The organism is Bradyrhizobium sp. 154 (assembly GCF_023073875.1).
Lineage (GTDB): Bacteria > Pseudomonadota > Alphaproteobacteria > Rhizobiales > Xanthobacteraceae > Bradyrhizobium.
In genome coordinates this window covers 79,872-106,842 of sequence record NZ_JADPKG010000051.1, presented here as the reverse complement: position 1 = coordinate 106,842, position 26,971 = coordinate 79,872, and the positions used below count along the sequence as shown (strand labels likewise).

Here is a 26,971-nt window from a genome sequence, read left to right as displayed (position 1 = left end):
CGAGCGTGATGCACAATCACCGCCAGCGCCGCTCTGTCAAAGCCGCCGCCCTGTTCCAGCCATCTGGCCCCTGGTACAATGTTCTTTATGTCCAGGTACTCATCGCGATCCTGATTGGCGTTCTCGTTGGCTGGTTGTGGCCTGCTGTGGGGACGAACAGCTGGGTCAAAGCGCTTGGTGACGGATTCATCAAGCTGATCAAAATGGTGATCGCGCCGATCATCTTCTGCACTGTTGTGTCCGGAATTGCGCATGTTCAGGATGCACGAAAGGTCGGGCGAGTCGGCGTCAAGGCGCTGCTTTACTTCGAGATCGTTTCAACCTTCGCGCTGATCCTGGGTCTCGTGATGGGCAATCTCGTTCAGGCCGGCCATGGGCTGGCTCCCAGGGCTGATGCCGCGGCGGTAGCCAACTACGTCAAAAGAGCGGAAGGGCAGAAGGCGGTCGATTTCCTCCTTAATATTATTCCGGATAGCGTGGTTGGCGCTCTGGCCCGAGGCGACGTGCTACAGGTGCTGTTGTTTGCCATCCTATTCGGGTTCTCGCTGATGGCGCTTGGCGAGCGGGGTGAGCGGATGCGCAGTCTGGTCGACGATGCTGCACACGCGGTGTTTGGTGTCATTAGGATCGTAATGAAGGCAGCGCCAATCGGGGCGTTCGGCGCCATGGCCTACACTATCGGCGAATTCGGACCGTCCGCGCTCGGTAAACTCATCGGCTTGGTTGCGCTGTTCTACGTGACAGCCGGGCTCTTCGTGATCATTGTGCTTGGTCTGGTTGCGCACTTGGTCGGTTTTTCTATTCTAAAGTTCATCGTTTACATCAAGGATGAGCTGCTGATCGTCCTCGGAACGTCGTCGTCCGAAAGCGCGCTGCCGCAGTTGATGGAAAAACTCGAACGGCTGGGCTGTTCCAAGCCGGTCGTTGGCCTGGTGGTGCCGACAGGATACTCTTTCAATTTGGATGGGACGAACATTTACATGACGTTGGCGACCTTGTTCATCGCGCAGGCGCTCGGGGTCGATCTCGACTTCGGCCAGCAGCTCACGATACTGGTTGTGGCGATGCTCACCTCGAAGGGCGCAAGTGGTGTTACCGGTGCCGGGTTCGTCACACTGGCCGCAACATTGACCGTGGTCAGTCCTGACCTCGTCCCGGGCATTGCGATCGTATTCTCGATCGACAAGTTCATGAGCGAGGTGCGCGCGCTTACCAACATCATCGGAAACGGTATTGCCGCGGTGTTTGTGTCGTGGTGGGAAGGTGAACTCGACCATGTCTCGCTACACGCGCAGCTCAAGTAGATCTGCGATCTCAGCTCGGCCATTGCGGACTAGAAATCACTCTTTGAATGCCTACATTCTGGGAGGCAATCGTCGTGCAGTACAGGGCCAGCCTGATTCCAGGGGGAATGGTGCAGGGTCATTACGCTCACGGTGGTGCACCAGACCAGCGTCGCCATTGGTACCTGCGGCAGCCCGCCGGCTGATGTGGTTCATTATCCCGGGTTTGAGCGTCCTCCAAAAGCGGGAGCTCATTCGTGCCTACGCGCGGCAGCGACAGTGGTTCGATTTCTCGCCTCGCCGTCGAGGGGTCGGCGCGTCAAGCCGGCGCTCTTTTCAAATGTTCCTTTTTCCACGCTAGACTTCGAACGGCATATTCCCTTTGTTGCGGTAAGACACGACCTGTCTTTTATTTGCCTTCAGATGAGGGCGCCGAAGCGGCCTCAGCAGCTTGGGGCAAATCGTGGCGATCCATTCTTTTGATTCAGAAGCGAACTTGCGCGGAGCGCGTATGCTGCGTACCGCGTTGGGGCCCGCCATCGCATGGTTTTTGGAAGATCCGGCAATCGTCGAGGTGATGCTCAATCCCGACGGCCGACTGTGGATCGACCGACTGTCGAGCGGCCTTACGGATACTGGCAAGAATATATCCCCTTCTGACGGAGAGCGAATCATCCGCGTGGTAGCTCACTACGTGGGTGCCGAGGTTCATCCCGGGAGCCCACGGATTTCTGCCGAGCTGCCCGAGACGGGGGAGCGATTCGAGGGGCTGCTGCCGCCGGTCGTGGCCGCGCCAACATTTGCGATCCGAAAGCCGGCGGTCGCCGTGTTCAGCCTCGAGGATTACGTCGGAGTCGGCATTATGACGCCGGATCAGGCCGGTGCATTGAGGGATGCAGTTTGCGCGCGCAAGAACATTCTGGTCGCCGGCGGCACCTCGACCGGCAAGACGACACTGACCAATGCCCTTCTCGCCGAGGTGGCTAAAACGACTGACCGTGTCGTTCTCATCGAAGATACGCGCGAGCTTCAGTGCTTGGCGCCAAACCTCGTGGCGCTCCGCACGAAGGATGGCTTGATCTCGCTCTCCGACCTGGTCCGTTCGTCGCTTCGTCTGCGCCCCGATCGAATTCCCATTGGTGAGGTGCGCGGAGCCGAGGCGCTCGATTTGCTCAAGGCCTGGAGCACCGGACATCCGGGCGGAATCGGCACGATCCATGCCGGAACGGCGCTCGGGGCGCTACGCCGACTCGAGCAGCTAGTCCAGGAAGCTGTCGTCACAGTCCCCCGGCCGCTTATCGCCGAAACAATCAACGTAATCGCGGTGCTCAGCGGCCGCGGCGCCGAACGCCGCTTGAGCGAGCTCGCCCGCGTCACCGGCTTAGAAGCATCAGGTGATTACAGCCTTTCTGCAATTGGAGACCGATCATGACGATGCCTTCATCTCTCCGCCGCGCCAGCATTCCGGCCACGGCAATTGTGACCCTTTGGCTGAGCAGTATCCCGGCGTGCGCCGCTGGCTCAAATATGCCGTGGGAGCAACCGCTCAACCAGATTTTGCAATCGGTCGAGGGTCCCGTCGCCAAGATTATTGCGGTCATCATCATCATTGTGACCGGGCTCTCGCTCGCATTTGGCGACACGTCTGGTGGCTTTCGCCGCCTGGTTCAGATCGTGTTCGGTCTGTCCATCGCCTTTGCGGCATCAAGCTTCTTTCTGTCTTTCTTCTCCTTCGGCGGCGGCGTGGTGATCTAATGGAGGAGCCTGTCGCAGGTTTTATCGCGCCCGTGCATCGTGCGCTCACCGAGCCTATCCTGATGGGCGGTGCGCCGCGCGCCGTGGCGATCGCCAACGGCACGTTAGCGGCGGCACTCGGTCTTGGGCTGCGCCTGTGGGTTGCCGGCCTTCTCCTCTGGTTCGTCGGCCACATGGCCGCCATCTGGGCCGCAAAACGCGATCCCGATTTCGTGGAAGTCGTGCGCCGGCACGTCCGTATTCCAAGCCACCTCAGGTCCTAGAGTTGCCTATGATGAATCTTGCCGAATATCGCCGTTCAAACACGCGCCTTGCCGACTTCCTGCCTTGGGCGGCCCTGGTCGATGAGGGCGTCATTCTCAACAAGGATGGATCCTTTCAGCGAACGGCCCGGTTCAGAGGGCCGGATCTCGACAGCTCAGTGCCGGCCGAGCTTGTTGCTGTCGCAGGCCGCCTCAACAATGCGCTCCGTCGCCTCGGATCGGGGTGGGCCGTCTTCGTCGAGGCGCAACGGCATTCGGCAGGACGCTATCCGCCGGATACATTCCCGGACGTCGCCTCGGCGCTGGTGGATGCGGAGCGGAAAGCGCAATTCGAGGAGGCCGGCAGCCACTATGAGTCGAGCTACTATCTGACTTTCCTCTATCTGCCTCCGGCAGAGAGTGCGGCCGTGGCGGAGCGCCTGCTGTACGAGGGCAGCCATCGCGCTGCGGGAGCGGATGCGCGCGAGGTGCTTGCCGGCTTTGTCGACCGGACCGGCCGCGTCCTGCAGCTCGTCGAGGGTTTCATGCCGGAATGTGGCTGGCTCGATGACGAGCAAACGCTGACCTACCTGCATTCGACGGTCTCGACCAAACGGCATCGCGTGCGCGTGCCAGAAATTCCGATGTATCTCGATGCGTTGCTTGCCGATCAATCCCTGACAGGAGGTCTCGAGCCCATGCTGGGCGAGGCGCATCTGCGCGTTCTGACGCTCGTGGGCTTTCCGACCGCGACCACGCCCGGAATTCTCGACGACCTGAACCGGCTGGCATTCCCGTATCGCTGGTCCACGCGGGCGATCATGCTCGACAAGACAGATGCCACAAAGCTCCTCACCAGGATCAGGCGGCAATGGTTTGCCAAGCGCAAGTCGATCGCGGCGATCCTGAAGGAGGTGATGACGAACGAGGCCTCCGCGCTTCTGGATACCGATGCCCACAACAAGGCGATGGACGCCGACAGTGCGCTCCAGGAATTGGGCTCGGATCAGATCGCACAGGTCTTCGTTACGGCAACGGTCACGGTCTGGGACGGGGATCCTCGCGCAGCCGACGAAAAGCTCCGCCTCGCCGAAAAGGTCGTCCAAGGCCGCGACTTCACCTGCATGGCCGAGACGGTCAATGCCGTCGAAGCCTGGCTCGGCAGCCTGCCGGGACAAACTTACGCAAACGTCCGCCAGCCGCCGGTCTCGACCCTGAACCTCGCCCATATGATCCCGCTATCTGCCGTATGGGCCGGAGAGGTGAGGGATCACCACCTCAACGCGCCCCCATTGTTCTTCGGTAAGACTGAGGGTTCCACGCCATTCCGGTTTTCTCTGCATGTCGGAGATGTCGGCCACACCATGGTCATCGGGCCGACGGGCGCCGGTAAGTCGGTGCTGCTGGCGCTCATGGCGCTGCAGTTCCGCCGCTATCGCGAGGCGCAGATCTTTGCGTTCGACTTCGGAGGCTCGATCCGCGCATCGGCCATCGCCACGGGGGGCGACTGGCATGATCTCGGCGGCGCCCTGGAATCCTCAGAATTCGTCTCGCTCCAGCCGCTTGCAGGCATCGACGATGTCGGCGAGCGAGGCTGGGCATCCGACTGGATCGCATCGATCCTGACGCGCGAGCGGATCGAAGTCACCCCTGAGACCAAGGATCATGTCTGGTCGGCGTTGACCTCACTCGCCTCGGCACCAGTTAAGGAGCGGACTCTGACTGGGTTCTCCGTTCTTCTGCAGTCCAACGCTCTCAAGCGCGCGCTGCAGCCCTACTGCCTCGGTGGTCCATACGCCCTGTTGCTCGACGGCGAATATGAACGGCTGGGTGAAGCCTCCGTCCAGGTGTTCGAGACCGACGGATTGATCGGGACCTCTGTCGCGCCCGCAGTTCTGGCCTATCTGTTTCACCGGATCGAGGACCGCTTTGACGGCCGTCCGACACTGCTCATCATCGACGAAGGCTGGCTTGCGCTCGATGACGCCGATTTTGCCGGCAAGCTCCGCGAGTGGCTCAAAACCCTCCGCAAAAAGAACGCCTCGGTCGTGTTTGCGACCCAATCGCTTGCCGATATCGATGGCTCCAAAATCGCGCCTGCCATCATCGAGAGCTGCCCGACCCGCATCCTTTTGCCAAACGATCGCGCCATCGAGCCGCAGATCAAGGCGATTTACCGTCGCTTTGGGCTGAACGACCGGCAGATCGAGATCCTCGCCCGCGCCACTCCGAAGCGGGACTACTACTGCCAATCGCGCCGCGGCAACCGCCTGTTCGAGCTCGGACTTGGCGAAATCGCGCTCGCCTTCGCGGCCGCCTCGTCCAAAGCCGACCAGGCTTTGATTGATCGGGTGCTTGCCGAGCACGGAAGGGACGAGTTCGTCACCGGCTGGCTCAAGGCGCGCGACCTCGGCTGGGCCTGCAATCTCATTCCGCAGTTCGCCAAACAAGGAGCGCTCTGATGAGCTGTATCCGCCCGCTTCTGGCAGCAAGTATCATCGCCATGACCATGATCCAAGCGCCCCGCGAAGCGAAGGCGCAGTGGATCGTGTTCGATCCCAACAACTACGTTCAGAATGTGCTGACGGCCGCGCGTGAGCTGCAGCAGATCAACAATCAGATCACTTCGCTCCAGAACCAAGCGCAGATGCTGATCAATCAGGCGAAGAACCTGGCGAGCCTGCCTTATTCATCCTTGCAACAGCTCGAGAAGTCGATTCAACGCACCCAGCAGCTACTCTCGCACGCGCAGCGGATTGCCTACGACGTCCAGCAGATCGATCGCGCGTTTTCCACCACCTATGCGCCGGCATCGGCGAGCATGTCCGATGGGCTCCTGGTCGCAAATGCCCAAACACGCTGGCAGAACTCAGTTGCCGGGCTGCAGGACGCCATGAGGGTCCAAGCGAGCGTTGTCGGCAATCTCGACGCCAACCGCATCCAGATGTCCGCCCTCGTGACGGCGAGCCAGGGCGCAGCGGGTGCGCTCCAGGCAAGTCAGGCCGGCAACCAGCTCCTTGCGCTGCAAGCCCAGCAGCTTGCGGACCTTACGGCGACTGTTGCCGCGCAAGGTCGCGCACAGACGCTCGAATCCGCCCAACGGGCTGCAGCGCAGGAGCAGGGTAGGGAGCAGCTGCGGCGCTTTCTCAATCCGGGCCAAAACTATCAACCGACAACCGTGCAGATGTTCCACTGATCATGAAAATACGATTTGAACGACTACCTGTCGCGGCAGCAGCTGGTCTTGCTGTCCTGTTGGTTGCCGCCTGCGCCATTCGCCTGCGCACCGACGAGAGCGCGACCCAGTCTTCCGTCTCTCTAGCCTCAAAACCGGATTTGACCGCAGCAAAGCTCGAGCAATGCCGTACCGTCACCTACGAGCAGAAAGACGCTCTGCTTGAATGCCAGAAGATCTGGGCCGAGCAGCGCAATCAATTCTTAGGCGGAAGCAGGTCAATTGATGGTTCGCATAGCCGGACCGGCGCGGCGCCATTCCCCTCTCCAGTCCCGCGTAAAGACGAAGGTCGCCTCCCGTCCGGCTTTTCCTCCATTCCGAGCCAAAGCGAGTGAGCCATGGGCGGCACGGGCGTCATCGACCAGTTTCTGGAAGCTTTCACCCGCTACATCGATTCCGGATTCGGTCTCGTCGGGGGCGAAGTCGGATATGTCGCCACAACGCTGGCTGCAATCGACATCACCCTGGCTGGCCTGTTCTGGTCATTCGGAACGGACGAGGACATCATCGCCCGGCTGGTCAAGAAAACCTTGTTTGTCGGCGTCTTTGCTTACCTGATTGGCAATTGGAATAACCTCGCCCGGATCGTCTTCGAAAGTTTTGCGGGGTTAGGTCTGAAAGCCTCAGGGACAAGCCTTTCGTCAGCAGATTTCCTAAGGCCGGGCCGCATTGCGCAGGTAGGCCTTGATGCAGGCCGGCCAATCCTGGACTCCATCTCTGGGCTGATGGGCTATGTCAGCTTCTTTGAGAATTTCGTGCAAATCGTGGTCCTGCTGTTTGCTTGGATCGTGGTGCTGCTCGCGTTCTTTATCCTGGCGATCCAGCTGTTCGTGACCCTCATCGAATTCAAGCTGACGACACTTGCCGGGTTCGTCCTGATCCCCTTCGGCCTGTTCGGCAAGACCGCTTTTGCGGCTGAACGGGTGCTGGGCAATGTCATCTCATCGGGGGTCAAGGTTCTGGTCCTTGCCGTCATCGTGGGCATCGGGTCGACCTTGTTCTCGCAGTTCACGAGCGGCTTTGGCGGCAACCAGCCGACCATCGAGAATGCGATGGCACTTGTCCTGGGCGCGCTCGCCCTCTTGGGCCTTGGCATCTTCGGCCCCGGTATCGCCAATGGCATCGTCTCCGGAGGTCCGCAGCTTGGCGCAGGCACCGCCGTCGGCACGGGCCTCGCTGCCGGTGGGGTGATCGCGGCAGGAGCTGGCGCTGCCGCCGGCGCTGCAGGTCTTGCCGCCGGCGCGATTGCGGGCTCGCTGCGCGGTGGAAGCGCGATTGCAAGTGGCGCGACGAACATGTTGCGGGCGGGAAGCTCCGGCGTCGAGGCGAGCGCGCCAGGCGCGGCAAGTCCCTTGCGTTCGCTCGCAGCCGGCCTTGGGCGAGCGACTGGTCATGTCGGTCAGGAGGAGGGGGGCTCCTCGGCCGCCCCCGACAGTCCGCCAGCCTGGGTTCGGCGTATGAAGCGTGCGCAGACCATCCAACAGGGAGCATCAGCGGCCACGCACGCGGTTCGGTCAGGCGATCACGGCGGGAGCGGCGCATCGGTGGACCTCTCACAAGACAATCGCTGAGTTCGCTGTCTCTCCAAAATCCATTTCCAACCATGCTTTGAGGTCAGACAAATGTTCAAACGATCGGCCGTTCACTATGGCCGCACGCCGGAGCCGGTCACGCCCTATCAACGCGCAGCTCAAGTCTGGGATGACCGCATTGGTGCAGCACGAGTCCAGGCCAAGAACTGGCGGCTCATGGCATTCGGCTGCCTGTTCCTCTCCGCGGGCTTTGCTGGAGCTCTGGTCTGGCAATCAGCCCATGGCACGATCACGCCCTGGGTGGTTGAGGTCGATCAATTGGGTGAAGCGAAAGCACTTGCCCCTGCAAATGCTGCCTACCAGCCGACGGACCCTCAAATAGCGTTTCACCTGGCGCGCTTCATCGAGCACGTCCGCGGCTTGCCGATGGACGCGATTGTCCTCCGCGAGAACTGGCTGCGTGCCTACGACTTCACGACCGATCGCGGCGCCGCCGCGCTCAACGACTATGCACGCAACAACGACCCCTTCGCCAAGCTCGGAAAGTCTCAAATCGCGATCGAGGTCTCGAGCGTCATCCGAGCCTCGCCTGAGAGCTTTCGCCTCGCCTGGATCGAGCGCCGCTACGATAACGGCCAACTTGCCGCAACGGAACGGTGGACTGCCATCCTTACCATCGTCGTGGAAATGCCTCGCGATCTGGATCGCCTACGCAAAAATCCCCTTGGCATCTACGTCAACGCTATCAACTGGTCAAAGGAGCTCGGCTAACATGCCGTCAGGTCTTGTTTTTGTGTCACGAAAAGCGCGGCCGTGCTTGCCTCTGGCTCTTCTGGTCTGTGTCTCGACGCTCGGCGGCTGCACGACCTTCAGGCCGCCGCAAATCAGCTACGACAACGAGCTCCCGCCGGCACCGGACTTGCCGGCGCTTGCCGATGATCGCCCGCGACCGCTACATGTGCCACCGACCTGGAAGGCTGCACGAGGCGGCAAGAGCGCGGAGGCCGAGGAGCCTGTCGAGCGCATCGAAACCGCAAATGACGCTGCACGCGTGCAGCCTCGCAAAGCCGGCTACTACAATGCGGTGCAAGTGTTTTCCTATAGTCCGGGCGCGCTCTACCAGATCTATGCCGCGCCGGGGCAAATTACGGACATTGCACTCGAGCCCGGTGAGCAGCTGATCGGCTCAGGACCGCTCGCCGCAGGCGATACCGTCCGCTGGGTGGTGGGCGACACCGAGAGTGGCAGCGGCGTCGCCCGCCGCGTTCACATCATGGTCAAGCCCACCCGTCCCTCGATCGAGACCAACCTCGTCGTCAATACTGATCGCCGTACTTACCTGATCGAGCTTCGCGCCAACGAAAAGCCCTATATGCCCTCGGTCGCCTGGTTCTATCCGCCGGATCCTGGCGGGCGAGCTCGAGCTTTACCGCCGGCACCCTTTATTCCGGACCTGCCGGCGCGCCGCTACCGCTACGCCATCGAGGGCGACAGCCCGCCTTGGCGTCCCGTCAACGCTTATGATGACGGCCGAAAAACCTACATTGAATTCTCCCCCGGCGTCAGTCAGGGCGAGATGCCGCCGCTCTTCGTGATCGGGCCCGACGGCAAAACCGAGATCGTCAACTACCGCGCTTACGGAAATGTGCTGATTGTTGACCGGCTGTTCGCGGCCGCGGAACTGAGGCTGGGCGAGGAGCACCAGCAGAAGGTCAGGATCGTGCGAACCGACGGGAGGTCGCTTTGAACGATACGGACCAGGCGATCGATACACCAAAGGAAGCGCCTCGGGGCAAGCCGCCGGAAGAGATTGCCGAAATCCTGCGGATCCGGCCGGATCGGCCAAAAGTTGCGCGCCTCTCGCGGAAAGTCCTTATCGGCGGCAGCGCCCTTGTGCTCGCGCTGATCACTGGCGCGGTGCTCTGGGCGCTGCACGAGAAACGGTCAGGTACTTCAGCACCCGAGGAGCTTTACGCGACTGACCACCATAACGTCGCCGATCAGCTCGCGACCTTACCGAAGGATTACACCGAGATCCCGAAGGACGTGCCGCGCCTGGGGCCGCCTTTGCCCGGTGATCTCGGTCGGCCGATCGTCGCTGCACAGGGATCTTCGACATCCAGCTCGCTCGGTATTGATGCCGAACAGCAGCGTGTCAATCAGGAGAGCGAGGCGGCACGGACCAGCAAGGTATTTGCCAGCACCAATGTCCGGCCACAAGCCCCCGCCACTTCATCGAGCGAAGCCCGTTCGAGCGGCGTGCCATCATCGGACGAAGCATTTGCTCAGAATGGCCAAGACCGAAAGCTTGCGTTCGTCAGTGCAACGGTCGATCGTCGGACGACAAGCTCCGATCGCCTTGTGAGGCCGGCTTCGCCTTTTGTCGTTCAGGCCGGAACGGTCATTCCGGCCGCTCTCATCACAGGAATCCGCTCCGACCTGCCTGGCCAGATCACGGCGCAAGTCACAGAATCGGTGTACGATTCTCCTACCGGGCGAGCTCGCCTTATCCCCCAGGGAGCAAGGCTGATCGGGAGCTACGATAGCCAGGTCGCATTTGGGCAGTCGCGCGTGCTCCTGGTCTGGACGCGCCTAATCATGCCGAATGGGAGGTCGATTGTTCTGGAACGGCAGCCCGGTGCAGATGCGGCAGGCTTCTCTGGTCTTGAGGACGAGGTCGACAATCATTGGAAGGAACTGTTGGGGGCGGCCGCTCTTTCGACGCTGCTTTCCGTCGGCACGGAGGTGAATTCCGGGGCGGATAACGGCAATACCAACAACGATCTCATTGCCGCCCTCCGCCGTGGAGCTGGGGATTCGATCAATCAAACGGGCCAGCAGGTTGTCCGCCGCAATCTCAACATACAGCCGACTTTGACGATCCGTCCGGGATTTCCGGTGCGGGTGATCGTCAACCGTGACCTGATGCTCGAACCGTATAGAGGTTGAGGACGATGGCAAAGCTTAAGCTCGGAGCAATCGAAGACGACAAGCCGATCAAGATTACGCATGAACTGCCCGCGAGCGTGCACAGGGATCTCGTGGCATATGCCCAGATCCTTGTACAGGAGACCGCTCAGCCGATCGGAGATCCGGCCAAGCTTATCGCGCCCATGCTGGCCCGGTTCATGGCGGCCGACAGGAGCTTCCGGAAAGCGCGCCGCGCGCGTCAGCGACCGATCGAAGGCGAGGAATAGCGCTCGGAGAGGCGAATTTGGCGGACCTTGTCTACCGAGAGCTGCGCAATGGCGCGGGTGCGAGCCGATTCGAGTTTTCTGCCTATCGGCACGCCGGCAATGAGACCCGGCCCTGCAGGAATTCCTGATGTTACTCGTCAGTCACGGCATCATCAAAAGGCTGATCAGCATGAAGACAGGAATAAGCCTCGTGCTCGAGTCCGACATAGGTGTTGCCGCTGACCTCGACGGTCCAATCCAGGCGTTGCTTGAAAACGCGGTAGCGCAGCCGGTGCATCTCGGCGAGATCGTGGACGAATTCCCCGAGTTTTCCCACCCTGCCAAGGGGCCATCCGGCCCGGCGAAGAATGCGCTCCATGCGGGCGTCGGTCACAGCGACTATTTCGATCAATTCAATGGAAAGGCCGAATTCAATCATGCCCGCAAACAGCTCGTAACTGGCAGCAGCAAGTCCGCCGCTCGCCTTCGGCGCATCCGCGGGAACATCGAGCGCGAATCGGCTGCTCCCCAGATCCGATCGCTTCGTGGCGCCGGCTGGCGTCCAGCAGGATCGGGAAGATGTCCCCCAGCATGGTTGGACCGGTCGAAGGCAAAAGCCGGACGCAACCTTGAATACGTCCGGCTCCCGAGCGGTTCAGTAGATCCACCGCTCAAGGACGTCAAACTTGTCGACTTCCATGTACTCCGGCGTGATGAGCTGCATCATTTTTGCCTCCCTGCTTCGTTTCGGCAACTAAGCAGAAGGCCTAGGCAAGCGCATCCTGTGCAGTTCCACAGGTGTTTATGGAAGGCCGGTGTTTCATTTTCGAGATTTTGTGTCGGTCAACCGCACGATCGCTTGACGAAGCGAGCTGACACCAGCTTTGCACGGGCGTTGTCCAGGTGATATCCCGCGGTTGGCTCTGCGATGCCGAGAATGATCCCGATCTCCCCAGCCGATTTACCGCGCGCGGACCATTCGAGACACTGGTACTCGCGAGGAGACAGCACCACGCCGCCGATCATGCGATCAATCGTCCAGAAGCGTTTTGCATGCTCATGTAAAAACGTTGCGATTAATCGCAGGCTCTGGGCGTGCTCGACAAGCGCGCGCTCGAAACCAGTTCGACGCTCGTCACTTGCAAAGCTCAGCGCGGCGATTGCGCCCTTGTCATCGTGGATAGAATGTAAACCTGCAGCAAATCCCAAATGTTTCGGCTTCTTCGAACAAAGCGCGTTCGGACTCCGACCGATTTCGCGCTTCAAATCCAAGCCCCCATCGGAAGGGCTTAGGCTGGCGCATTGCCCGACGCACCCCGGATCGACGGATTCGTAGCCACGCTGCAGATAGATGGCGGTCCAGGAGGGGATATGTCGAGATCACGTTGGGAGCACTGCCCGGCTCACGGGAAGAGCTAGATATGCGAAGCACGACAGCTTGAGCGCAGCGGCGAGCTCAGCCATGCTCTGCTGAGCTGCGTCTTGATGCGTGCTTTCGGTCAATCGTTCAGCAAACCTTTGAAAAACCCGATCCATCTTTGATGAACCCGCGGGTCACCCTCGCAAGCGCTACTCGTCTTAGTGAATCGAGCATCGTTGCGAATGAGGCAAACAACGAAGAAGTCGATCCAGTCCGGCGTAGATCAATCCTGATCACGAGTGCCCGGTTTGGCGCCGGGGCCGCATCAGGTCTTGCCACCCTGTGGTAGCATCCCTGCCAACTCGGCGGTCTTCGGTCGTCTGTTCGAAATCCTGCAAGCAGGCGGGGCAGATCGCCGGATTACTGCGTTATTTGGCTTCTCGCCTCGCAGGTTTGTACCGCTCTTCCGATTACAACGAACTGCTCACCAAGGAGATTGCAAATGAAGGTCGGTATTCTCAAGGAAATTAAGACGCACGAATACCGCGTCGGCCTGACGCCTGGGGCCGTCCGCGAATACGTTGCAGCTGGCCACAGCGTATTGGTCGAGAGCAACGCCGGCGCCGGGATTGGCGCGACAGATGATAACTACCGCAAGGCTGGCGCGACGATTGCAACCTCTGCTCGCGAGGTATTCGCGTCGAGCGAAATGATCGTGAAAGTCAAAGAGCCACAGCCCTCCGAATGGACGCAGCTTCGAGAAAACCAGATCCTCTTCACTTATCTGCATTTGGCTCCGGATCCGGACCAGGCGAAGGGCCTCATGAAGTCTGGCTGCACCGCAATTGCCTATGAAACTGTGACCGATGCGCACGGTGGCCTTCCACTGCTTGCCCCTATGAGCGAGGTTGCGGGAAGACTTGCGATTGAAGCCGCGGGTGCGGCGCTGAAGCGGTACGCGGGCGGACGGGGACTGCTGATTGGCGGGGTACCGGGCGTGCCACCCGCTCGCATTGTGGTGATCGGCGGGGGCGTTGTCGGCACTCACGCTGCACGGATGGCGGCAGGCTTGGGTGCTGAGGTCACGATCCTCGACCGTTCGATTCCCAGGCTTCGCGAACTGGATGAGCTGTTCGAAGGGCGAGTACGTACCAGATTCTCGACGATTGACGCCGTTGAAGAAGAGGTATTTGCGGCGGATGTTGTCATTGGTGCCGTCCTCGTTCCTGGCGCGAGCGCGCCGAAACTGGTCAGCCGCGGTATGTTGAGTTCGATGCGCAAAGGCTCCGTGATCGTGGACGTAGCGATCGATCAGGGCGGATGTTTCGAGACATCGCGGGCCACGACACATGCCGATCCAACCTATGAGGTGGATGGCGTTATCCACTATTGTGTCGCAAACATGCCGGGAGCTGTGCCGCTCACCTCAAGCCAGGCACTCAACAACGCTACGCTGCCTTTTGGTTTGGCTCTCGCCAGTAAAGGATTTGCAGCTGTGCTCGAAAATCCGCATCTGCGCGCAGGCCTGAATGTCTATCGGGGCCGGCTAACCTATAAGGCTGTCGCCGAGAGCCTTGGTCTTCCCTTCTCGCCGATCGAACAGGCCGCGGCCTGATCCTAGAGGTCCCCTACGGGACGTTTCGTCGCAGACTTGGGCCGCTCATCAGAGTGGCCCTTTTTGTGTGCCGAGTATGAGCGACAGCTCGGAGATGGAAGTCCTCTACCCAACTTGATTGACGACGAAGGCTTAGCCAAGCGCAAGGGCGTCAACGTGCCCGAGGTCTTTGAATGCGGGTGCGATGGAACGGACGACAGCTAGTGCCTGCGCCGCGCGCTCAACCAGCAGCTAGAGCTCACTCGCGGCGCGGTCGAACACATTATTTTTCCAACGTACCGACCCAAGCGGACGCTCCAGCATACGACGGATACGCAGGGGCTCAGGCCCGATATGAAAAGCCATGGCATTCTCGCCTAATGCGCGCTCCGACTGGTCCAGCGGTTGCGTTGGCGCAAATATCGAGTCATGTCGGCCAGTCTAGCACTCGGTCCACAGCTCGGGGGCGGCGATATCACGCGCAATTGACCAACCATAGGCGCCGTTGCGTTGCCGGTAGAGCTGCACATCCTGCATGAGGTTGTGGAAGGCTCGCTCATTTTCCGAGGCCACGCGATAGTCGAGCTCAATTACCAGTGGGCCGTTCCGGTGGTCAGCGTGAGCCGCACCTTAGGATCGCAAGAATGTCGGCGTCATCCCGCGCTCGGTGATGGCCGGCATGCGCAGCCAGCGCCCAAGCAGCGGCAAGAGCAGCATCAGTCCGGCAGAGACGAGCAGCGTGATGTCGAAAGCGATGGCATCGGTGAGGCGCCCTCAGCCCAAACTGCCAACTGCGAGGCCCCCAGAGAACGCAACCTACCAAGCCGCAACGGATTGGCCCGCAACCCAGCGCGGGGCGTAGAGCTGCACGCCAATGTCGAATAGCGTCCACGTCCATACGGCGCCCGCCAAAACCAGAGCTGCGGCTGTCAAGAGCGAATTATGAAACTGAGCACAACCGTCGCGATCGCGCCGCTCATGGACAGTGTGCAGGCACGAACCGCAGCCTCGCGGATCTTTATCGCCGCGACCTTGAGAGCTTCTGCACGAATCCTTATAGATGCCTGCCTGTGCGTAGAGGCGGTTGGCGCAGACGCAGGTCTAGCCCATGTTGCGGTATTTGGAGACGATGGCGCCTTCGATGGCGGCATCGATATCGGGTCGTCGAACACCACGTAAGGCGCCTTACCGCCCAGCTCGAGACCGAGCTTCTTCAGGCCGACGGTAGAGGATCTTGCCGACTTCGCTCGAGCCGCCGAAGCCGACAAAGCGCACGCCCGCGTGCTCGCACAAAACTTCGCCGATCGGTCGCGGATCTCCGGTGATGACGTTGAAGACACCTTTGGGCACGCCGGCCTTCTCAGCGAGGGACGCGGGCGCAAGCGCCGAGAGCGGCGTCATGCTGGTTGGCTTCAGCACCACCGTGCAGCCTGCGGCGGGCGCCAACCATACTTTGCGGGTGATCATCGAATTGGCCAAGTTCCACGGCGTGATGGTGCCGCAGACGCCAATCGGTGGCTTGATCGCAAGCAGCCTTGCATCCGGGCGCGGCGAGGGAATCGTTTCGCCATAGATGCGGCGCGCCTCTTCGGTGTAGAACTCGACATAGGCGCCACCGATATCGACTTCGCCTGGGGCCTTGGAGAGCGGCTTGCCCTGCTCGGAGGTGCCGATCGCCAGATTGTTTTTACCAAAGGCAAGGTGAGCCGACTCAGGCGCGATCAATGTAGCAGGCCTCCGGCAGAAGTGACGGGTCCTTCAGACGCTAGCGCAGGATGGACGAGCCTTGCGGTGGGTTGTGCGGCGGCGGTCGGGGTCGTCGCGTTGCTCCTGGAGGTTTTCAAATCCGAGCAATCAGATCTTCGTCGAGCGTGAAAAAAGGCCGCGCGAGATACCGCGCGGCCGAGTCAGGGAGGAAACGCCCCGAAGGGCACTGAATAGGAGCTCGGCAAGTAAATGAACTCACTGGGAACTCCAATCTTGCGCGAAACGTCGTCAGATCGTGCAAGCGGAGATCGGATACTCATTTACCTGGGAGGATTGGAGGCGTTCGCAGCCATATCTTGCAGTTTTTGTGCGCAGATTTCGTCAAGTTCGCAGCAACTGCTATCGTGAAGCGTTTCTCGCGAGAATATTCGCTTGCGTGCTGTTCATTGAGGCCATCGAACACTCGCTCGGTGTACGCGTCCGTACCCTCGATAGCTCGGTTTCAGGATCAATCTAAATTAGTCAGCGCTCGTCAACGAGCGGCAGAGAAACGTTGAGCTCGGCGATTTAGCAGGATAGCTGCGCGACAGTGCGAACCAGCATCGGGCGCGTCCGGACAAGTCATTTGAGGGCAAAATGAGCAAAGTCGCGATCAGAAATCGTTGGACATCATCACCGCGTCGCGGATTCCACGTTGGGCTACTCGAACAGCTGGCACTGACGGGGATTTCAGGAGTCATTGTCACAGGCGCAATCTGCACTGTCGCACGCTCTACGGGAGCGTGGCGCAACGTGAGTCGAATGCCAGCAACGAATTCAAAGGTCATGTCGTATCGTTGTCATAAACCTTCTTGGAATCCGGGCAAATTGCAACCGAATTCGAGCGCAAGCCCAGTGAAGAATCGATCAAGAAACATGCCGACAATCATTAGCGCCAGCTCGCAGCAGGGATTCGTGACCGATTTGCGCGACGATGACCCCATGAAGGAGGCGACCTCCCTGCGGTCTGTCATCAATCTCTATGCACACGCTTCCAGAACGTGGTCTCGGCCCAACGAAACCTTGGCTTCAACGAGAATTAAGGAGTTCAAGGCAAGTTACGAATGGCCGTGCGCGCAGTTGAGCATCGGGTGTGCGAGCTCAATTAGCCTCAGCGCGCGATATTGATGCTGAAGATGCGCCGCCACGAGAAAGAGTTCATGTAACGCGGCGAGGACAAAGCCATCGCGATGAAAATCGTCAAAAAGAGCCTCTCCGGGGCTGGATTCCATCACGGAGGTGGTTCCTCGGCACTGGCGTGGCGGAGCAGGAGCATCACAACTATGCGCCATGAGGAGGACACGGCCGCGACGTTTCAGGTAATCAACAAACAACGGCAACTGTGGTGAAGTTCATAGTCTTGGAATCAGCTAGTAGTTCATTCGAAAGTTTCAGTGTACTTCCTCGTGCTACCATTCTTTGCGCCTTGCTGAGTCGCCAAGTGTTGGACGCAACGACCACTGCGCTTTTGCGTGCTGTTCTTGAGGAGGTGTGCGAGGGTCTGCCTCGCAACGAAACCGGCACTCGGGCCCATGTCGCTTCCAAGATCTTGGACGCCGCCAACAGAGGTGAGATCACGGCGGACCGCCTTAGGCAGGTCGGCATGGAAGCTCTTCGCTCTGCGCCAACAATGTGGCGGTAGGTGCGGACAACAGTGATAGTGCTAATGTGAACTTCCAAGTCACGGTGCTGAAGATCCTTGTGAGCTACCCGGACGGGTTCGCATCGATGCCGGACCTCAAGCGAGACATGGCCATTTTGGCCACGAGCGGTCCCGATTGGGCGGCGCGCACCAAGAGAATGGGCGCCCGCGTGCCCGAGCTCGACCTTTTTTCGCAGCGACTCGTCGAGCGTGTGAATGGAGGGTGGCGCATCACGGACAAGGGACGAGCGGTGCTCGAACTGATGGAGCCGGGCCCTAGCACCCCCTAAGTCCAGGCCAGAGGACAGGAGAGCTCCTGAGCTGCCATCGCCAGTGCCGGCACGATCCCATTCTGTCGAACTACGTCGGCGCCAGCCTGAACGACCGGGGCCGCGCCGGTCCTCGAAGAGCCGAACGTGCGCACCGCATTCTTAGACCGACTATCTAGGCGATTAAGGCCGCGCCCGACGATCAGGCTGCCGAAGGAGAATTTTCGATGCCGTTGTGGAGTTCGAGCTTTTTATTTGGAGAGCTGGAACGAGAAGTGCTGATATCTCAGCACATATCAGGGAAAGGTGCTGTTGCTTCGATCAGATCCAAGATCCCGGGATGGCAGTGCGCCATTCATGTATGGACCTCGAGTTTCGGCGCGTGAGCCGTTGGCTGGAGCCACGGCGCAGGCGCGGCCAAGTGGGACGGAGTGCCTGGGAGCCTCGCCGCCTCTCCGGCAACAGTATCTGAGCGCTGATGCCGCTCGGCATAAAGCGATCGATGGCCGACACGCTTGGTTCGCATTGACTCACGTCAATTCGCTCCCGCCTCGTTCTTGAAGCATCCCTCTTAGACCGTCGTCCGTGAACAACGCCTAAGGTGCTGATCAGGAATCGGTTTTCCGGACGTTGGCGCGTTTCGGATTGCAGGCTTTGATAGGTTTGAGCATCGGAAGCCTGCAACTTGCAGTTTGAGATTCCGTCGAATCGCGAAAGCCGGATTCGATGGCCGCATCGGAGGAGCCGATGCGACCGAAGAAGCCGAAAGCGACCGAAGAAGGCGATCTATTTCGTGCCAGGCTCGACCAGATCATCAACATGAAGCACGAGCTGGTGCAGCTCGCCGGCAAGGTCGACTGGGATTGGATCGATGCGCAGATTGCACCGCTGTACAGCGACAAGGGGCCGCCCTGGGATCGAGACCCGCTTCGTGGTTGGGCTGCTGCTGCTCAAGCACATTTATGACCTCTCCGACGAAGTCGCGTGCGATCGCTGGGTCCATGATCCGTATTCCAGCACTTCACCGGCGAGGCGTTTTTCCAGCATGAGTTTCCGCATGAGCGCTCGGATCTCAGCCATTGGCGCATGCGCTTTGGTGCAAGCTCGAGCTTCTGCTGGCCGAGAGCCAGAGGGTGGCGCACTACGCCGGAGCACTGCGCAGGCGCGATCTCAAGCGGGTCACGGTGGATACCACGGTGCAGCCCAAAGCCGTCACCTTCCTGACAGACGGCAAGCTGCTGTGCGAAACAGCATCACCCAGGGTCTTGCCAGTCCGGACAGGGCTCGGCCGAGGCGCGCCGAAGCAAAAGGTCTCTCTCCGATCAGCTCCATGAGCTTGGCTTGTGCTGCGCGAGTTAAGTGCCACTGCGCCAACTCGGCACGAAAGACTGGCTGAGCTGCCTCCGCGCAAGCGCAGAGTAACTGCTGGCTAACGAGGCCGCCGCAAGACCAACCTGGACTCTCACGATCTCCGCCGGCCGATGGCCCGTCGGATCTGATTGACCAGATAAGTCCCCCAAATGATCATCATGTCGCCGACACGTTCCGCGCGCTTGCTCTCAAGGAACGTTGACCGGCGGCATGGCCGCGGTCGGGCGCAACACGAAGCGTTCTTGCTGCTGCCCGCGCGCCGCCAAGATGATTGCAAAAACCACAAGGAAAATCAGAGACCCACGCATGACCAAAAACTACTGAACCCCTCACATCCGGGCCAAACGACACGCATCGCGGGCAGGATGTCGCGCCGCTCTTCAGGTGCCGTTTGCTGAGCCGAAAGCAATAGCGATCATTCGTGCAGTAACACGGCCGAGTAGCCTTGTGCGGTGCTCAAAAAATGCATTTTCGAGGCGCAACAGCCGGAATTATGTGCGCAATCAGGATAAGAACTGACCGCGCGGGCGCAGGAAAGGGGCCCGGTTGCAATTCAGGCCGCAACTAGGGGCGCTCATGCGCGAGCATGATTTTGTTTCCGGCCGCCTCCTGGGGGTGACCGCCGCGGGACTTATACTCCTATGTTCCAGCCTATTCGCCTTCGTCTTCTTATAGAGCTTAAGCAATTTAAGGCCTCGTATCGCCTCTGACGCCAAAGACCATAAGTTTTTTCGACTGCCGACTTGCCACCTTGGCCAGCTTGATGTGCCTCGCGAAGAGCTCTTCTGCTTTTTTTCTGCCGGAATGACTTGAAGGCGCCGCTGAGCGGTGTGATCCTGATGCTTTTGGAACAGTGCGCAGGCCCTTGGGCTGCTCGGAGGCACAGAGCAGGGCGACGCCGCTGCCCAGGACGATGCCCTGCTCGATAGCCGCGCGGGTCGCATGCATCGCGTCATCAACGCGATCCTTGCGCTCCTTCGACTTCGGTCGCGCCGCCAACGCGGATCACCGCGACGCCGCCGAGCTTGGCGAGACGCTCCTGAAGCTTCTCAAGGTCGTAGTCCGAGGTGGTCTCCTCGATCTGAGCCTTGATCTGGGCCACGCGCGCCTCGACGTCGGCCTTCTGCCGGCGCCGTTGACGATGGTGGTGTTCTCCTTGTCGATCATCAACTTCTTCGTGCGACCGAGCATGTTGAGCGTGACGTTCTCCAGCTTGACGCCGAGATCTTCTGAGATCGCCTCGCCGCCTTCGCTTGATCCGGGTGGCGGCGCAACCAAGGCGCTCGAATTGAGGGAGGATTAAGTGCTGATCTATCTCGACAACAACGCGACGACACGGACAATCCGTCCATCCTACAAGCCATGTTGCCGTTCTTCTCCGAACAGTTCGGCAATGCCTCCTCCGCCCATGCCTTTGGCCGAGAGGATGCGGAGCCGTGAAGCAGGCGCGTCGCAGCGTGCAAGGATTGTTAGGGAGCGCGCATGATCACGAAATAGTCTTCACATCCGGCGAGAGCGAGGCCAATAACACCAAATTCCTTTCTGCGCTCGCGACGCAGGAGCGCCGCGACGAAGTCGTCACCTCCGTCGAGCATTCCGCCATCCTTGCGCTGGTCGAGCAATTTGGCGACAACGACCGTTAAGACGCACGTGATCCCTCTACATTCATACGGCCGGCTCGACATCCGGGCGTTTCGATGCGCGCTCGGACCGCGTACTGCGATCGCGTCTGTTATGTAGGCCAACAACGAGACCCGGCACGATTTTTCCGGTGGAGTTTCTAGCCGGGTCACGCGAGAGGCGGGCACGCTGTTTCATACGGATGCGGTGTAAGCCGTAGGCAGCTGCCCATCAACCTGAAGGACAGTGCCATCGACATGCTGTCGCTGTCCGGGCTCAAATTGCACGGTCCTAAGGGGATCGGCGCGCTCGATTTGCGCAAGGCACAAAAATTCAGGCCGCTGATCTCGGGCGGCACACAGGAACGGCGGCGCCGCTGCGGAGCCGAGGATATCCCGGCATGGTCGTCGGGCATTGAAAAGCCGCAGAGCTTGCGGCGGCTCGGCTCGAGCCGGAGCGCTTTCGCATTGGTGCATTGCGCTACCGCCTCCAGCAGGGGATTTTAGCCACCTCCGACTGCATGGCGCTTGGCGATATCAGCAACCGGCAACCAAGTAGGACAAACATCGCTTTTGACCATCTCGAAAGCGACGCAATTCTCCACCATCTCAATCGTGCGGGCATTGCCGCTTCGCTCGGATCAGCCTGCGGATCCTGCTCAATCGAGCCGTCGCATGTCCTGCACGCCATGGGCTTGCCGGAGAAGAGCCTGCACGGCGCGGTGCGCTTGCCCCTGTCGCGTGAGACAACCCTCGAAGAGGTCGACCAGGTCGTCTCCGTACTGTCAAACATTGTGGCTCAGCTGCGCGCCAACTCGCGGGAGCATGCTAAACCACGCAAGTATACATCGCGGTCCAGAAAATTGACCTCATGAAACTCTTGAGTCGCCGCTCTCTTGATGCGGGCCGTTCGCAAGAAAGCTCTCGAAGAGCCGATCGTGGAATCCGAGTATGAAACGCTCTCGCGCGGTTGGATCAGAATGGCCAATGGCTGGATGACGATCTGCCCGAGATGGCGAGCGACACGCCGCTGCCGATCACAATAAATGCCAGGACGCGGGGGAGGACGGGCGGACTGATGAAGGCGCTCCCGCGAATTGAGTTTGTCAACGCAGCCGACGCGAAGGTGATTCTTACCGATCTTGCGGTGAGGATGAGAGCCTAGCATTGTTCCGTATCTCGGACTTGGCCTCGCCGAGTTGATCGGACCACATATGCCAATGACACAGGAGGCCTTCTGCCTTCTCCAGCAAAGTTGCGCTACCGCGCCAGGCCAAAGGCAATGTCTGGGCGCCGGCGCAGAATGTCGAGAGCGACATACATCGCTCCACCGTGACGGCTTTGATGGTCCAGGCGTTCGCCCGCCGGTGGAGTCGACACCACTGCATCATCATCTAGCATCCTTACTGCCGGTGATAGTCGACTCTTGGTACGACGGCCCGATGCGGACGGCACTCGGTCGACGGATGGGGTGAGGTGCAAAGTATCGCGCGCTCCGGCATCCACGTCGATTGCTGGTATCCAATTTACGATCCGGCGAGCCAAAAGGTTGATCATGCCTCGGCGACCCATTGGCCTACTGTGCTGCGCAAGCCGCACGGAGCGTGCTGCCGGTCAAGAGCTTTCTGATTACTGACGCTGATTATATTGAGGTTCTGACTGCAATCGGCATCCAGACACCAGTTCCCAACCTCATCAAGGAAAGGCGGAACGGACGGAGCTTCCTCTTCTTCGGCTGTCTCTTCAATGATCGGCTTTTTGCTATTTATGCGCGGCAGATCACCAAACGCTCGGCTGACGTCCATTACGCATGGTCGATCCGCAAGCACTCTCGCGCAACGAACTCTACTTTCTGATCGAGCAACATCTGACACCGATCGCGATATGACTCCCGCACGCGATAGAGATGTTGAGCGCCAAGTAGCGGCGCGAAGTGGGCTGCTCGCCGCGGTCCGCTAGTAGGAAGAGGTCGCATCGCAAACGACGGGTGCGGGTTGGGAGAATTCACGCGAGCTCAATGAGAACCCAGCGGCCATCTCCGTCACAATTGCGACGCCTGTCGCATTTGCGACGTGTGAACTGTCGCTGACGCGTGCACAACTGTGCGGATCACGGCTAGCTAACTCATTCACAGGGCGGGAATGGCATCGCCGTCCGAGATGGCACGCGAGTTGCTAACTCTCGTTCTGTGGCCACAGGCTGGTCGCCATGGCCACACTTGGTAGAGAATTGAATATGAACGCTGTTGCCGGACGCGGAAAACATGTCAAAGATGCTGAGGATAGCGGCGGGATGCGGGTCATCGCCGATTATAAGGGTTCCCGGAGCTCTTCGAAGAATGGCAAACGGAGCTATGGGTCACAGGCTGGCCCAGGCGATCTGCCGTCCGAAATCTGGAACAAAATTAGGACTCATCCCTGCTAGAGAAGAAGCTCATCATCATTACGCTCGCATCCATGTCGCAGTAGCGCCGGCTTGCAATATTCAATGCAACTACTGCAATCGTAAGTACGACTGCGCCAATGAATCGCGTCCGGGTGTTGGTAGTGAGAAGCTCACTCCTGAGCAGGCGGCGAGAAAGCTGCTCGCGGTCGCCACCAGAATTCCACAGCTGACTGTGCTCGGTATCGCCGGCCCCGGCGATGCCTTGGCCAATCCGAGAACGACTTCTCGTGCCACTGATCTCCGCGCCCGAGCACGGCACAGCATTCGGGCTCAAAGGCCAGCGAGGCCCGACCAGCGCAGGAATTGGCGGCCCTGCAGGATGCTTGTGAAGGTCAGATAAAGATGATGCGGCATTGCCGCCATCGCCGCGCTGACGCCGTCGGCCTGCTCGGAGATGATCGCAGCAGCGAGTTCACCATAGAGAAGGTCATGGCCATGGACGTTCAATATGACTTCGAGACGCGCAAGGCTTATCAGGCCAAGATTGAGGATGAACCTGCGGCGAGGATCACGACCAGGCAGGGAGAGTTAGCGGATCCGGCACGTCAAGCGCGGCGACGCCGGTCAAGCTTCTGGCCGCGGTCGCAACCAAAGGCTCGGGCCGAGCTCGCGCAGCGGCTTTCACCTCATTCGGTAACCTCTCTGAACCGCGAACCTGAACGGCATGCCCGCTACGAAGTGGCGATTCGCCTCGCGGATGACGAATCGGCATGTCTCATCGCAGACGAGGACAATATGCTGCAGAAGAGCACCTCTGCTCGCGTCTCCGTGCTCCCTGCAGGTTCGCGAGGGGGCGGTGCATGAACATGATCGTTCGCGACAGTGATGTGGTCCAGCTAAGCGGGCCGCCCGCGTTCAGCTTCGGCGAAAGGGTGCGGGCCAGCAGTACCATCCGCAATGACAGCACCCTTCGCGGCAAGGAGATCGGCGACATTCTGGTCAAGAAGGGCGACGTGGGTTATGTCGTTTCCATCGGCACGTTCCTGCAGAAATTCTATATCTACGGTATCGAATTTCTTGAAAGTGGCTACCGCGTCGGCATGGGGCGCAAAGAGCTCGATCCGGTCGACGAGGCCGTAGATGATCTGCCATTGCCGGAAGTGGCTGTGTCATGACAGAGCCGCGCGTTCCAAAATATCGATCGGGCCAGCGCGTGAAAACCGCAGTCAATCTCATCAATGACGAGTCAGTTGCTACCTCGCCGCCTGATGGGATCCTGGTCGGCGCCGGTGCTATCGGCGAGATCGTCCGGGTCGCAATGCATACCGAAGCGAGCGTGCCGATTTATCTTGTAGATTTTGGTGAGCGGCTGGTCGTTGGTTGTCTTGAAGAAGAGATCACAGTCCTTTGAGGGGATGTTCTCGCAATGAGAGTGTCGAGAGAGGTACCGGTCGGGCTGATCGCGCATCCGAACGAGCTAGATCGCAAGCGGATCGAACGTGCTTTGATCTCGCGCAAGCACTATCGCTATGTCTTGCCGAGTGTAACGCCGGTAAAGGCTGGCTATCTCATTGAGAGTCCCTGCTGCTCGCGCAATATCGACAACGATGGCGGTCAGATCGATGTCGCGCTATTTCATTACGATGCCGTGAGCGGGATCTGGAAACTGTTCTTCAAGAATCATGCGCGAGGAAGCTGGAAATTTTACAGCATTTTCCACCGGCTTGCGTCGGCTATCGACGAATTGAACACGGATCCCGAGCGGCTGTTCTGGCAGTGATGCTCATTGGCAACAGTCATAAGGAATCACAATGGCGCTCGCCACAGAACAATTGATCGAAATCGAACGCCTGCTTGCGACAGCTGACACAGACACTAGCGTCGTTGCTGACCTAAGGCGCCGCTTTCCGCAGCTCACCTTGGTTCGATGTGATGCGTCGGATCTGTCGCAGCAGCCATTCCGACGTCTTCCGCAGTTTGACCTGCATCTCATCGATGGATCTGACCACTGCATGCAGATCACGGCCGACCAGGCGCGAGCGACTGGATTAGTGCTGGCTAGAAGGCATGTTGGGCGGTGATCGGCACTGGACCCGCAGAGAATCGCCTCGATGACGCGGAGGCGGTGAATGCAATTCCGCTCTCGGATCCTGATATCATTGTTGTCGTCTCTCTGCCGTCGAAGCGCTATTGTGTTCGCAGCGAATTTCCAGTCGGTCGACGACTGAGACGCTCGGACCAGCTTTCGCGGTCTATGTTGGCTCCAAGTATGGCGTTGCGGTTCCAAGCGCACGATTGGGCTCCTGCTTGGCCTGAAGGCGCTCGGTATCGAGCGGAGCAACAGGTAATCGCCTCCTCGTATTCGTTCTCAAGCCGTCCATACCCATCAATCTCGCGGACGCACGGGCGGAGTTTGCCCACATCGACTGTTGGTCTGAAACGAGCTCAGGGCAATGCCGAAGAACGTATGAGGCCTAACACACGGGCGATTATCGCCGCCAACCCGGACCGCCCACCTGGCACCAATGCGGGTGCGAAGTTCAAGTCGCGACGCGGGACCCACCCAAACGGGACGAAACTGAACACGTCACAATCGAGCAGCCCACCGGTCTCTAAACCTTGGTCAAAAAAAGGGAACGATATGAATCCGCAGATCATCATTCACGTCCGCTTCGCCCCGAATGGCAGGGTGATCCAGATCAGCGAGTGCCCGACGAGGCTCACGCCCGACCAATGGTTTGATGTTCTCAAGGCCCGAGCCGACTCTGCCTATCGCTCACGGCCCCGTGGTCGTGGCGTTTTTCGGCTGACCCGGGCGGCAGTTGATACCTTCAAGCAACAAGCTGTGACGCTGGCATGAGCGAAGAGATTCATCGATATCGTGGCTAGCCACGAAATCGAGGTGTTTGCAGGCTGTCCAGCCGATGCGATCGAGCGGGTGGCGCCAGGGAGTCTGTCGCAGATCGAAGACATGGCGACGGCCTGCCGGTTACAATTCTTCTGACTTTCGGCAATGACACGATTATGTCAATCGTTGCTGGCACGACGGGGTCTGGCTTAAGATCGGTTACTGCGCGTTGTTCTCCCAGGATCGGTCATGATTCAGAAACAACGGCACGGTGCGACCTTGGAGGTCGACAGTGGGTTTTGCATCGGGCCCCGTAATGGACACGCGCTTAGATCGGTTGCACTCCACGCTGTAGTCGACAGTTGGGTCCGAGTGTCCGGGGGTCCGTATAGTCGCGATCCGTCGGCCTTGCAAAACACCCACGTGCCGGCGGTCTCGTTCCTCCGATAACCGATCGACAGGCCTCGTCCGATTGATACCAAGACGGGCGTTTTGCGCACCGGCTTGTCCAGCCGCGCACTGCGGCTTTCGAGCGTCTTGTCGCTGATGCGCCTGACCATCGCCGAAGCCTCAGCTTCATTCCGAAAGTGTCCAGCCGGAGTCCAGTGGACAAGGATGTATACGGGACTGATACTGGCGGACGCCAGCGCACTCGAATCCTAGAGACGGCCGGCAATTTGACGATCTCTATAATAGGGCGTCGTTTCCTTTTCTCAGCTGAACAAGAACAAGCTTCGCTCAGAAGCATGCCTTGGCCGCGGGAGGAGCCCATGGGAGGGAGACAAAAGCTCGCTAGCATTTCTTTCCTGCGGAGCCTTTAGCGCCGTCTGCTTTTCGAAAGCTGTACAAGCGGAAGACACCGCTCAGCATATGTTAGGATGAATCATCCCGTCTACGTTGCGATACGCGAGAAA

26 protein-coding genes and 7 pseudogenes are annotated in these 26,971 nt (G+C 59.7%); 26 read left to right on the top strand and 7 right to left on the bottom strand.

The window, feature by feature from the left end:
- Positions 1–8 precede the first annotated feature (8 nt).
- The 12 genes from dctA (at position 9) to IVA92_RS13470 (ending at position 11,244) form a co-directional block, all read left to right on the top strand.
- The gene (gene dctA / locus IVA92_RS13525; protein WP_247278019.1) at positions 9–1,304 is read left to right on the top strand and encodes a C4-dicarboxylate transporter DctA; all 1,296 of its coding nucleotides are present in this window, start codon (positions 9–11) and stop codon (positions 1,302–1,304) included.
- Positions 1,305–1,794: 490 nt separating this feature from the next.
- The gene (gene trbB / locus IVA92_RS13520) at positions 1,795–2,715 is read left to right on the top strand and encodes a P-type conjugative transfer ATPase TrbB (RefSeq protein ID WP_247278018.1); all 921 of its coding nucleotides are present in this window, start codon (positions 1,795–1,797) and stop codon (positions 2,713–2,715) included.
- A gap of 2 nt (positions 2,716–2,717) precedes the next feature.
- A complete protein-coding gene (locus tag IVA92_RS13515) occupies positions 2,718–3,038 on the top strand; it encodes a TrbC/VirB2 family protein (RefSeq protein WP_247278044.1) in 321 nt (106 codons plus the stop codon).
- The gene (locus IVA92_RS13510) at positions 3,038–3,301 is read left to right on the top strand and encodes a VirB3 family type IV secretion system protein (protein WP_247278017.1); all 264 of its coding nucleotides are present in this window, start codon (positions 3,038–3,040) and stop codon (positions 3,299–3,301) included. The genes IVA92_RS13515 and IVA92_RS13510 overlap by 1 nt, the downstream gene beginning before the upstream one ends.
- Positions 3,302–3,309: 8 nt before the next feature.
- Positions 3,310–5,742, top strand: a complete 2,433-nt coding sequence (trbE, locus tag IVA92_RS13505; protein ID WP_247278016.1) for a conjugal transfer protein TrbE — start codon at positions 3,310–3,312, stop codon at positions 5,740–5,742.
- The gene (trbJ, locus tag IVA92_RS13500) at positions 5,742–6,476 is read left to right on the top strand and encodes a P-type conjugative transfer protein TrbJ (protein ID WP_247278015.1); all 735 of its coding nucleotides are present in this window, start codon (positions 5,742–5,744) and stop codon (positions 6,474–6,476) included. The genes trbE and trbJ overlap by 1 nt, the downstream gene beginning before the upstream one ends.
- 2 nt (positions 6,477–6,478) lie before the next feature.
- Entirely contained in the window at positions 6,479–6,850 is a 372-nt protein-coding gene (trbK-alt, locus tag IVA92_RS13495) for a putative entry exclusion protein TrbK-alt (protein WP_247278014.1), read from the top strand.
- Positions 6,851–6,853: 3 nt separating this feature from the next.
- Complete coding sequence (gene trbL, locus IVA92_RS13490) at positions 6,854–8,086, top strand: P-type conjugative transfer protein TrbL (protein ID WP_247278013.1); 1,233 nt, start codon at positions 6,854–6,856, stop codon at positions 8,084–8,086.
- Between the two features lie 51 nt (positions 8,087–8,137).
- Complete coding sequence (gene trbF, locus IVA92_RS13485) at positions 8,138–8,818, top strand: conjugal transfer protein TrbF (protein WP_247278012.1); 681 nt, start codon at positions 8,138–8,140, stop codon at positions 8,816–8,818.
- Position 8,819: 1 nt separating this feature from the next.
- Positions 8,820–9,794, top strand: a complete 975-nt coding sequence (gene trbG / locus IVA92_RS13480; protein ID WP_247278011.1) for a P-type conjugative transfer protein TrbG — start codon at positions 8,820–8,822, stop codon at positions 9,792–9,794.
- Positions 9,791–10,996, top strand: a complete 1,206-nt coding sequence (locus IVA92_RS13475; protein ID WP_247278010.1) for a TrbI/VirB10 family protein — start codon at positions 9,791–9,793, stop codon at positions 10,994–10,996. The genes trbG and IVA92_RS13475 overlap by 4 nt, the downstream gene beginning before the upstream one ends.
- 5 nt (positions 10,997–11,001) lie before the next feature.
- Positions 11,002–11,244, top strand: coding sequence for a DUF2274 domain-containing protein (locus IVA92_RS13470; RefSeq protein ID WP_247278009.1), 243 nt, complete (start codon positions 11,002–11,004; stop codon positions 11,242–11,244).
- A 130-nt stretch (positions 11,245–11,374) separates the two neighbouring features.
- On the opposite strand, the gene IVA92_RS36020 is transcribed toward IVA92_RS13470, so the two are convergent.
- From IVA92_RS36020 to IVA92_RS13455, 3 genes are all read right to left on the bottom strand, one after another.
- Positions 11,375–11,755, bottom strand: coding sequence for an acyl-homoserine-lactone synthase (locus tag IVA92_RS36020; RefSeq protein ID WP_346015450.1), 381 nt, complete (start codon positions 11,753–11,755; stop codon positions 11,375–11,377).
- Positions 11,655–11,891 (bottom strand): acyl-homoserine-lactone synthase, encoded by a 237-nt coding sequence (locus IVA92_RS36015; protein WP_346015449.1) that lies wholly within the window; start codon positions 11,889–11,891, stop codon positions 11,655–11,657. Before IVA92_RS36015 ends, IVA92_RS36020 begins: the two co-directional genes overlap by 101 nt.
- 175 nt (positions 11,892–12,066) lie before the next feature.
- Positions 12,067–12,570: a LuxR C-terminal-related transcriptional regulator gene (locus IVA92_RS13455; protein WP_247278042.1), complete on the bottom strand. Its 504-nt coding sequence runs from the start codon at positions 12,568–12,570 to the stop codon at positions 12,067–12,069.
- A 515-nt stretch (positions 12,571–13,085) separates the two neighbouring features.
- Here IVA92_RS13455 and ald point away from each other — a divergent pair.
- Entirely contained in the window at positions 13,086–14,198 is a 1,113-nt protein-coding gene (gene ald, locus IVA92_RS13450) for an alanine dehydrogenase (protein ID WP_247278008.1), read from the top strand.
- A 420-nt stretch (positions 14,199–14,618) separates the two neighbouring features.
- On the opposite strand, the gene IVA92_RS36010 is transcribed toward ald, so the two are convergent.
- Positions 14,619–14,750, bottom strand: a complete 132-nt coding sequence (locus IVA92_RS36010; RefSeq protein WP_247334029.1) for an MFS transporter — start codon at positions 14,748–14,750, stop codon at positions 14,619–14,621.
- Here IVA92_RS36010 and IVA92_RS36005 point away from each other — a divergent pair.
- A complete protein-coding gene (locus tag IVA92_RS36005; protein WP_247419272.1) occupies positions 14,688–15,062 on the top strand; it encodes a hypothetical protein in 375 nt (124 codons plus the stop codon). The genes IVA92_RS36010 and IVA92_RS36005 overlap by 63 nt on opposite strands.
- 122 nt (positions 15,063–15,184) lie before the next feature.
- Here the strand turns inward: IVA92_RS36005 and IVA92_RS36000 are convergent.
- Positions 15,185–15,939: pseudogene (locus IVA92_RS36000) on the bottom strand (aldehyde dehydrogenase family protein); the annotation flags it as partial.
- A 1,042-nt stretch (positions 15,940–16,981) separates the two neighbouring features.
- Positions 16,982–17,158, bottom strand: a complete 177-nt coding sequence (locus IVA92_RS13440) for a hypothetical protein (RefSeq protein ID WP_247278007.1) — start codon at positions 17,156–17,158, stop codon at positions 16,982–16,984.
- Positions 17,159–17,364: 206 nt separating this feature from the next.
- On the opposite strand from IVA92_RS13440, the gene IVA92_RS13435 reads away from it, so the two are divergent.
- The 3 genes and pseudogenes from IVA92_RS13435 to IVA92_RS13425 form a co-directional block, all read left to right on the top strand.
- Positions 17,365–17,565, top strand: a complete 201-nt coding sequence (locus IVA92_RS13435) for a hypothetical protein (RefSeq protein WP_247278006.1) — start codon at positions 17,365–17,367, stop codon at positions 17,563–17,565.
- 26 nt (positions 17,566–17,591) lie between these two features.
- Positions 17,592–17,834 (top strand): annotated as a pseudogene (locus tag IVA92_RS13430) (hypothetical protein); the annotation flags it as partial.
- 747 nt (positions 17,835–18,581) lie between these two features.
- Positions 18,582–19,162: pseudogene (locus IVA92_RS13425) on the top strand (transposase); the annotation flags it as partial.
- 895 nt (positions 19,163–20,057) lie between these two features.
- On the opposite strand, the pseudogene groEL reads toward IVA92_RS13425, so the two are convergent.
- A pseudogene (gene groEL / locus IVA92_RS13420) lies at positions 20,058–20,453 on the bottom strand (chaperonin GroEL); the annotation flags it as partial.
- A 55-nt stretch (positions 20,454–20,508) separates the two neighbouring features.
- Between groEL and IVA92_RS13415 the strand changes: the two are divergent.
- The 9 genes and pseudogenes from IVA92_RS13415 (at position 20,509) to IVA92_RS13375 (ending at position 26,069) form a co-directional block, all read left to right on the top strand.
- Positions 20,509–21,699: pseudogene (locus tag IVA92_RS13415) on the top strand (aminotransferase class V-fold PLP-dependent enzyme).
- Positions 21,696–21,887: pseudogene (gene nifT, locus IVA92_RS13410) on the top strand (putative nitrogen fixation protein NifT); the annotation flags it as partial. The pseudogenes IVA92_RS13415 and nifT, both read left to right, overlap by 4 nt.
- 508 nt (positions 21,888–22,395) lie before the next feature.
- Complete coding sequence (locus IVA92_RS13405) at positions 22,396–22,680, top strand: SIR2 family protein (protein WP_247278005.1); 285 nt, start codon at positions 22,396–22,398, stop codon at positions 22,678–22,680.
- Between the two features lie 379 nt (positions 22,681–23,059).
- Positions 23,060–23,871, top strand: a pseudogene (locus tag IVA92_RS13400) (hypothetical protein); the annotation flags it as partial.
- A 198-nt stretch (positions 23,872–24,069) separates the two neighbouring features.
- The gene (locus IVA92_RS13395) at positions 24,070–24,384 is read left to right on the top strand and encodes a nitrogen fixation protein NifZ (RefSeq protein ID WP_247278004.1); all 315 of its coding nucleotides are present in this window, start codon (positions 24,070–24,072) and stop codon (positions 24,382–24,384) included.
- Entirely contained in the window at positions 24,381–24,620 is a 240-nt protein-coding gene (locus IVA92_RS13390) for a nitrogen fixation protein NifZ (RefSeq protein ID WP_247278003.1), read from the top strand. Before IVA92_RS13395 ends, IVA92_RS13390 begins: the two co-directional genes overlap by 4 nt.
- A gap of 15 nt (positions 24,621–24,635) precedes the next feature.
- A complete protein-coding gene (locus tag IVA92_RS13385; protein ID WP_247278002.1) occupies positions 24,636–24,989 on the top strand; it encodes a DUF3024 domain-containing protein in 354 nt (117 codons plus the stop codon).
- Positions 24,990–25,020: 31 nt separating this feature from the next.
- Positions 25,021–25,290 (top strand): DUF6129 family protein, encoded by a 270-nt coding sequence (locus tag IVA92_RS13380; protein WP_247278001.1) that lies wholly within the window; start codon positions 25,021–25,023, stop codon positions 25,288–25,290.
- A gap of 560 nt (positions 25,291–25,850) precedes the next feature.
- Complete coding sequence (locus IVA92_RS13375) at positions 25,851–26,069, top strand: hypothetical protein (protein WP_247278000.1); 219 nt, start codon at positions 25,851–25,853, stop codon at positions 26,067–26,069.
- Positions 26,070–26,971: the final 902 nt, after the last annotated feature.

What these genes read in the sequence shown, in the direction of transcription:
- dctA (WP_247278019.1), top strand. Translation starts at nt 9, where the DNA reads ATGCACAATCACCGCCAGCGCCGCTCTGTCAAAGCCGCCGCCCTGTTC.
- trbB (WP_247278018.1), top strand. Translation starts at nt 1,795, where the DNA reads ATGCTGCGTACCGCGTTGGGGCCCGCCATCGCATGGTTTTTGGAAGAT.
- IVA92_RS13515 (WP_247278044.1), top strand. Translation starts at nt 2,718, where the DNA reads ATGCCTTCATCTCTCCGCCGCGCCAGCATTCCGGCCACGGCAATTGTG.
- IVA92_RS13510 (WP_247278017.1), top strand. Translation starts at nt 3,038, where the DNA reads ATGGAGGAGCCTGTCGCAGGTTTTATCGCGCCCGTGCATCGTGCGCTC.
- trbE (WP_247278016.1), top strand. Translation starts at nt 3,310, where the DNA reads ATGATGAATCTTGCCGAATATCGCCGTTCAAACACGCGCCTTGCCGAC.
- trbJ (WP_247278015.1), top strand. Translation starts at nt 5,742, where the DNA reads ATGAGCTGTATCCGCCCGCTTCTGGCAGCAAGTATCATCGCCATGACC.
- trbK-alt (WP_247278014.1), top strand. Translation starts at nt 6,479, where the DNA reads ATGAAAATACGATTTGAACGACTACCTGTCGCGGCAGCAGCTGGTCTT.
- trbL (WP_247278013.1), top strand. Translation starts at nt 6,854, where the DNA reads ATGGGCGGCACGGGCGTCATCGACCAGTTTCTGGAAGCTTTCACCCGC.
- trbF (WP_247278012.1), top strand. Translation starts at nt 8,138, where the DNA reads ATGTTCAAACGATCGGCCGTTCACTATGGCCGCACGCCGGAGCCGGTC.
- trbG (WP_247278011.1), top strand. Translation starts at nt 8,820, where the DNA reads ATGCCGTCAGGTCTTGTTTTTGTGTCACGAAAAGCGCGGCCGTGCTTG.
- IVA92_RS13470 (WP_247278009.1), top strand. Translation starts at nt 11,002, where the DNA reads ATGGCAAAGCTTAAGCTCGGAGCAATCGAAGACGACAAGCCGATCAAG.
- ald (WP_247278008.1), top strand. Translation starts at nt 13,086, where the DNA reads ATGAAGGTCGGTATTCTCAAGGAAATTAAGACGCACGAATACCGCGTC.
- IVA92_RS13395 (WP_247278004.1), top strand. Translation starts at nt 24,070, where the DNA reads ATGAACATGATCGTTCGCGACAGTGATGTGGTCCAGCTAAGCGGGCCG.
- IVA92_RS13390 (WP_247278003.1), top strand. Translation starts at nt 24,381, where the DNA reads ATGACAGAGCCGCGCGTTCCAAAATATCGATCGGGCCAGCGCGTGAAA.
- IVA92_RS13385 (WP_247278002.1), top strand. Translation starts at nt 24,636, where the DNA reads ATGAGAGTGTCGAGAGAGGTACCGGTCGGGCTGATCGCGCATCCGAAC.
- IVA92_RS13380 (WP_247278001.1), top strand. Translation starts at nt 25,021, where the DNA reads ATGGCGCTCGCCACAGAACAATTGATCGAAATCGAACGCCTGCTTGCG.
- IVA92_RS13375 (WP_247278000.1), top strand. Translation starts at nt 25,851, where the DNA reads ATGAATCCGCAGATCATCATTCACGTCCGCTTCGCCCCGAATGGCAGG.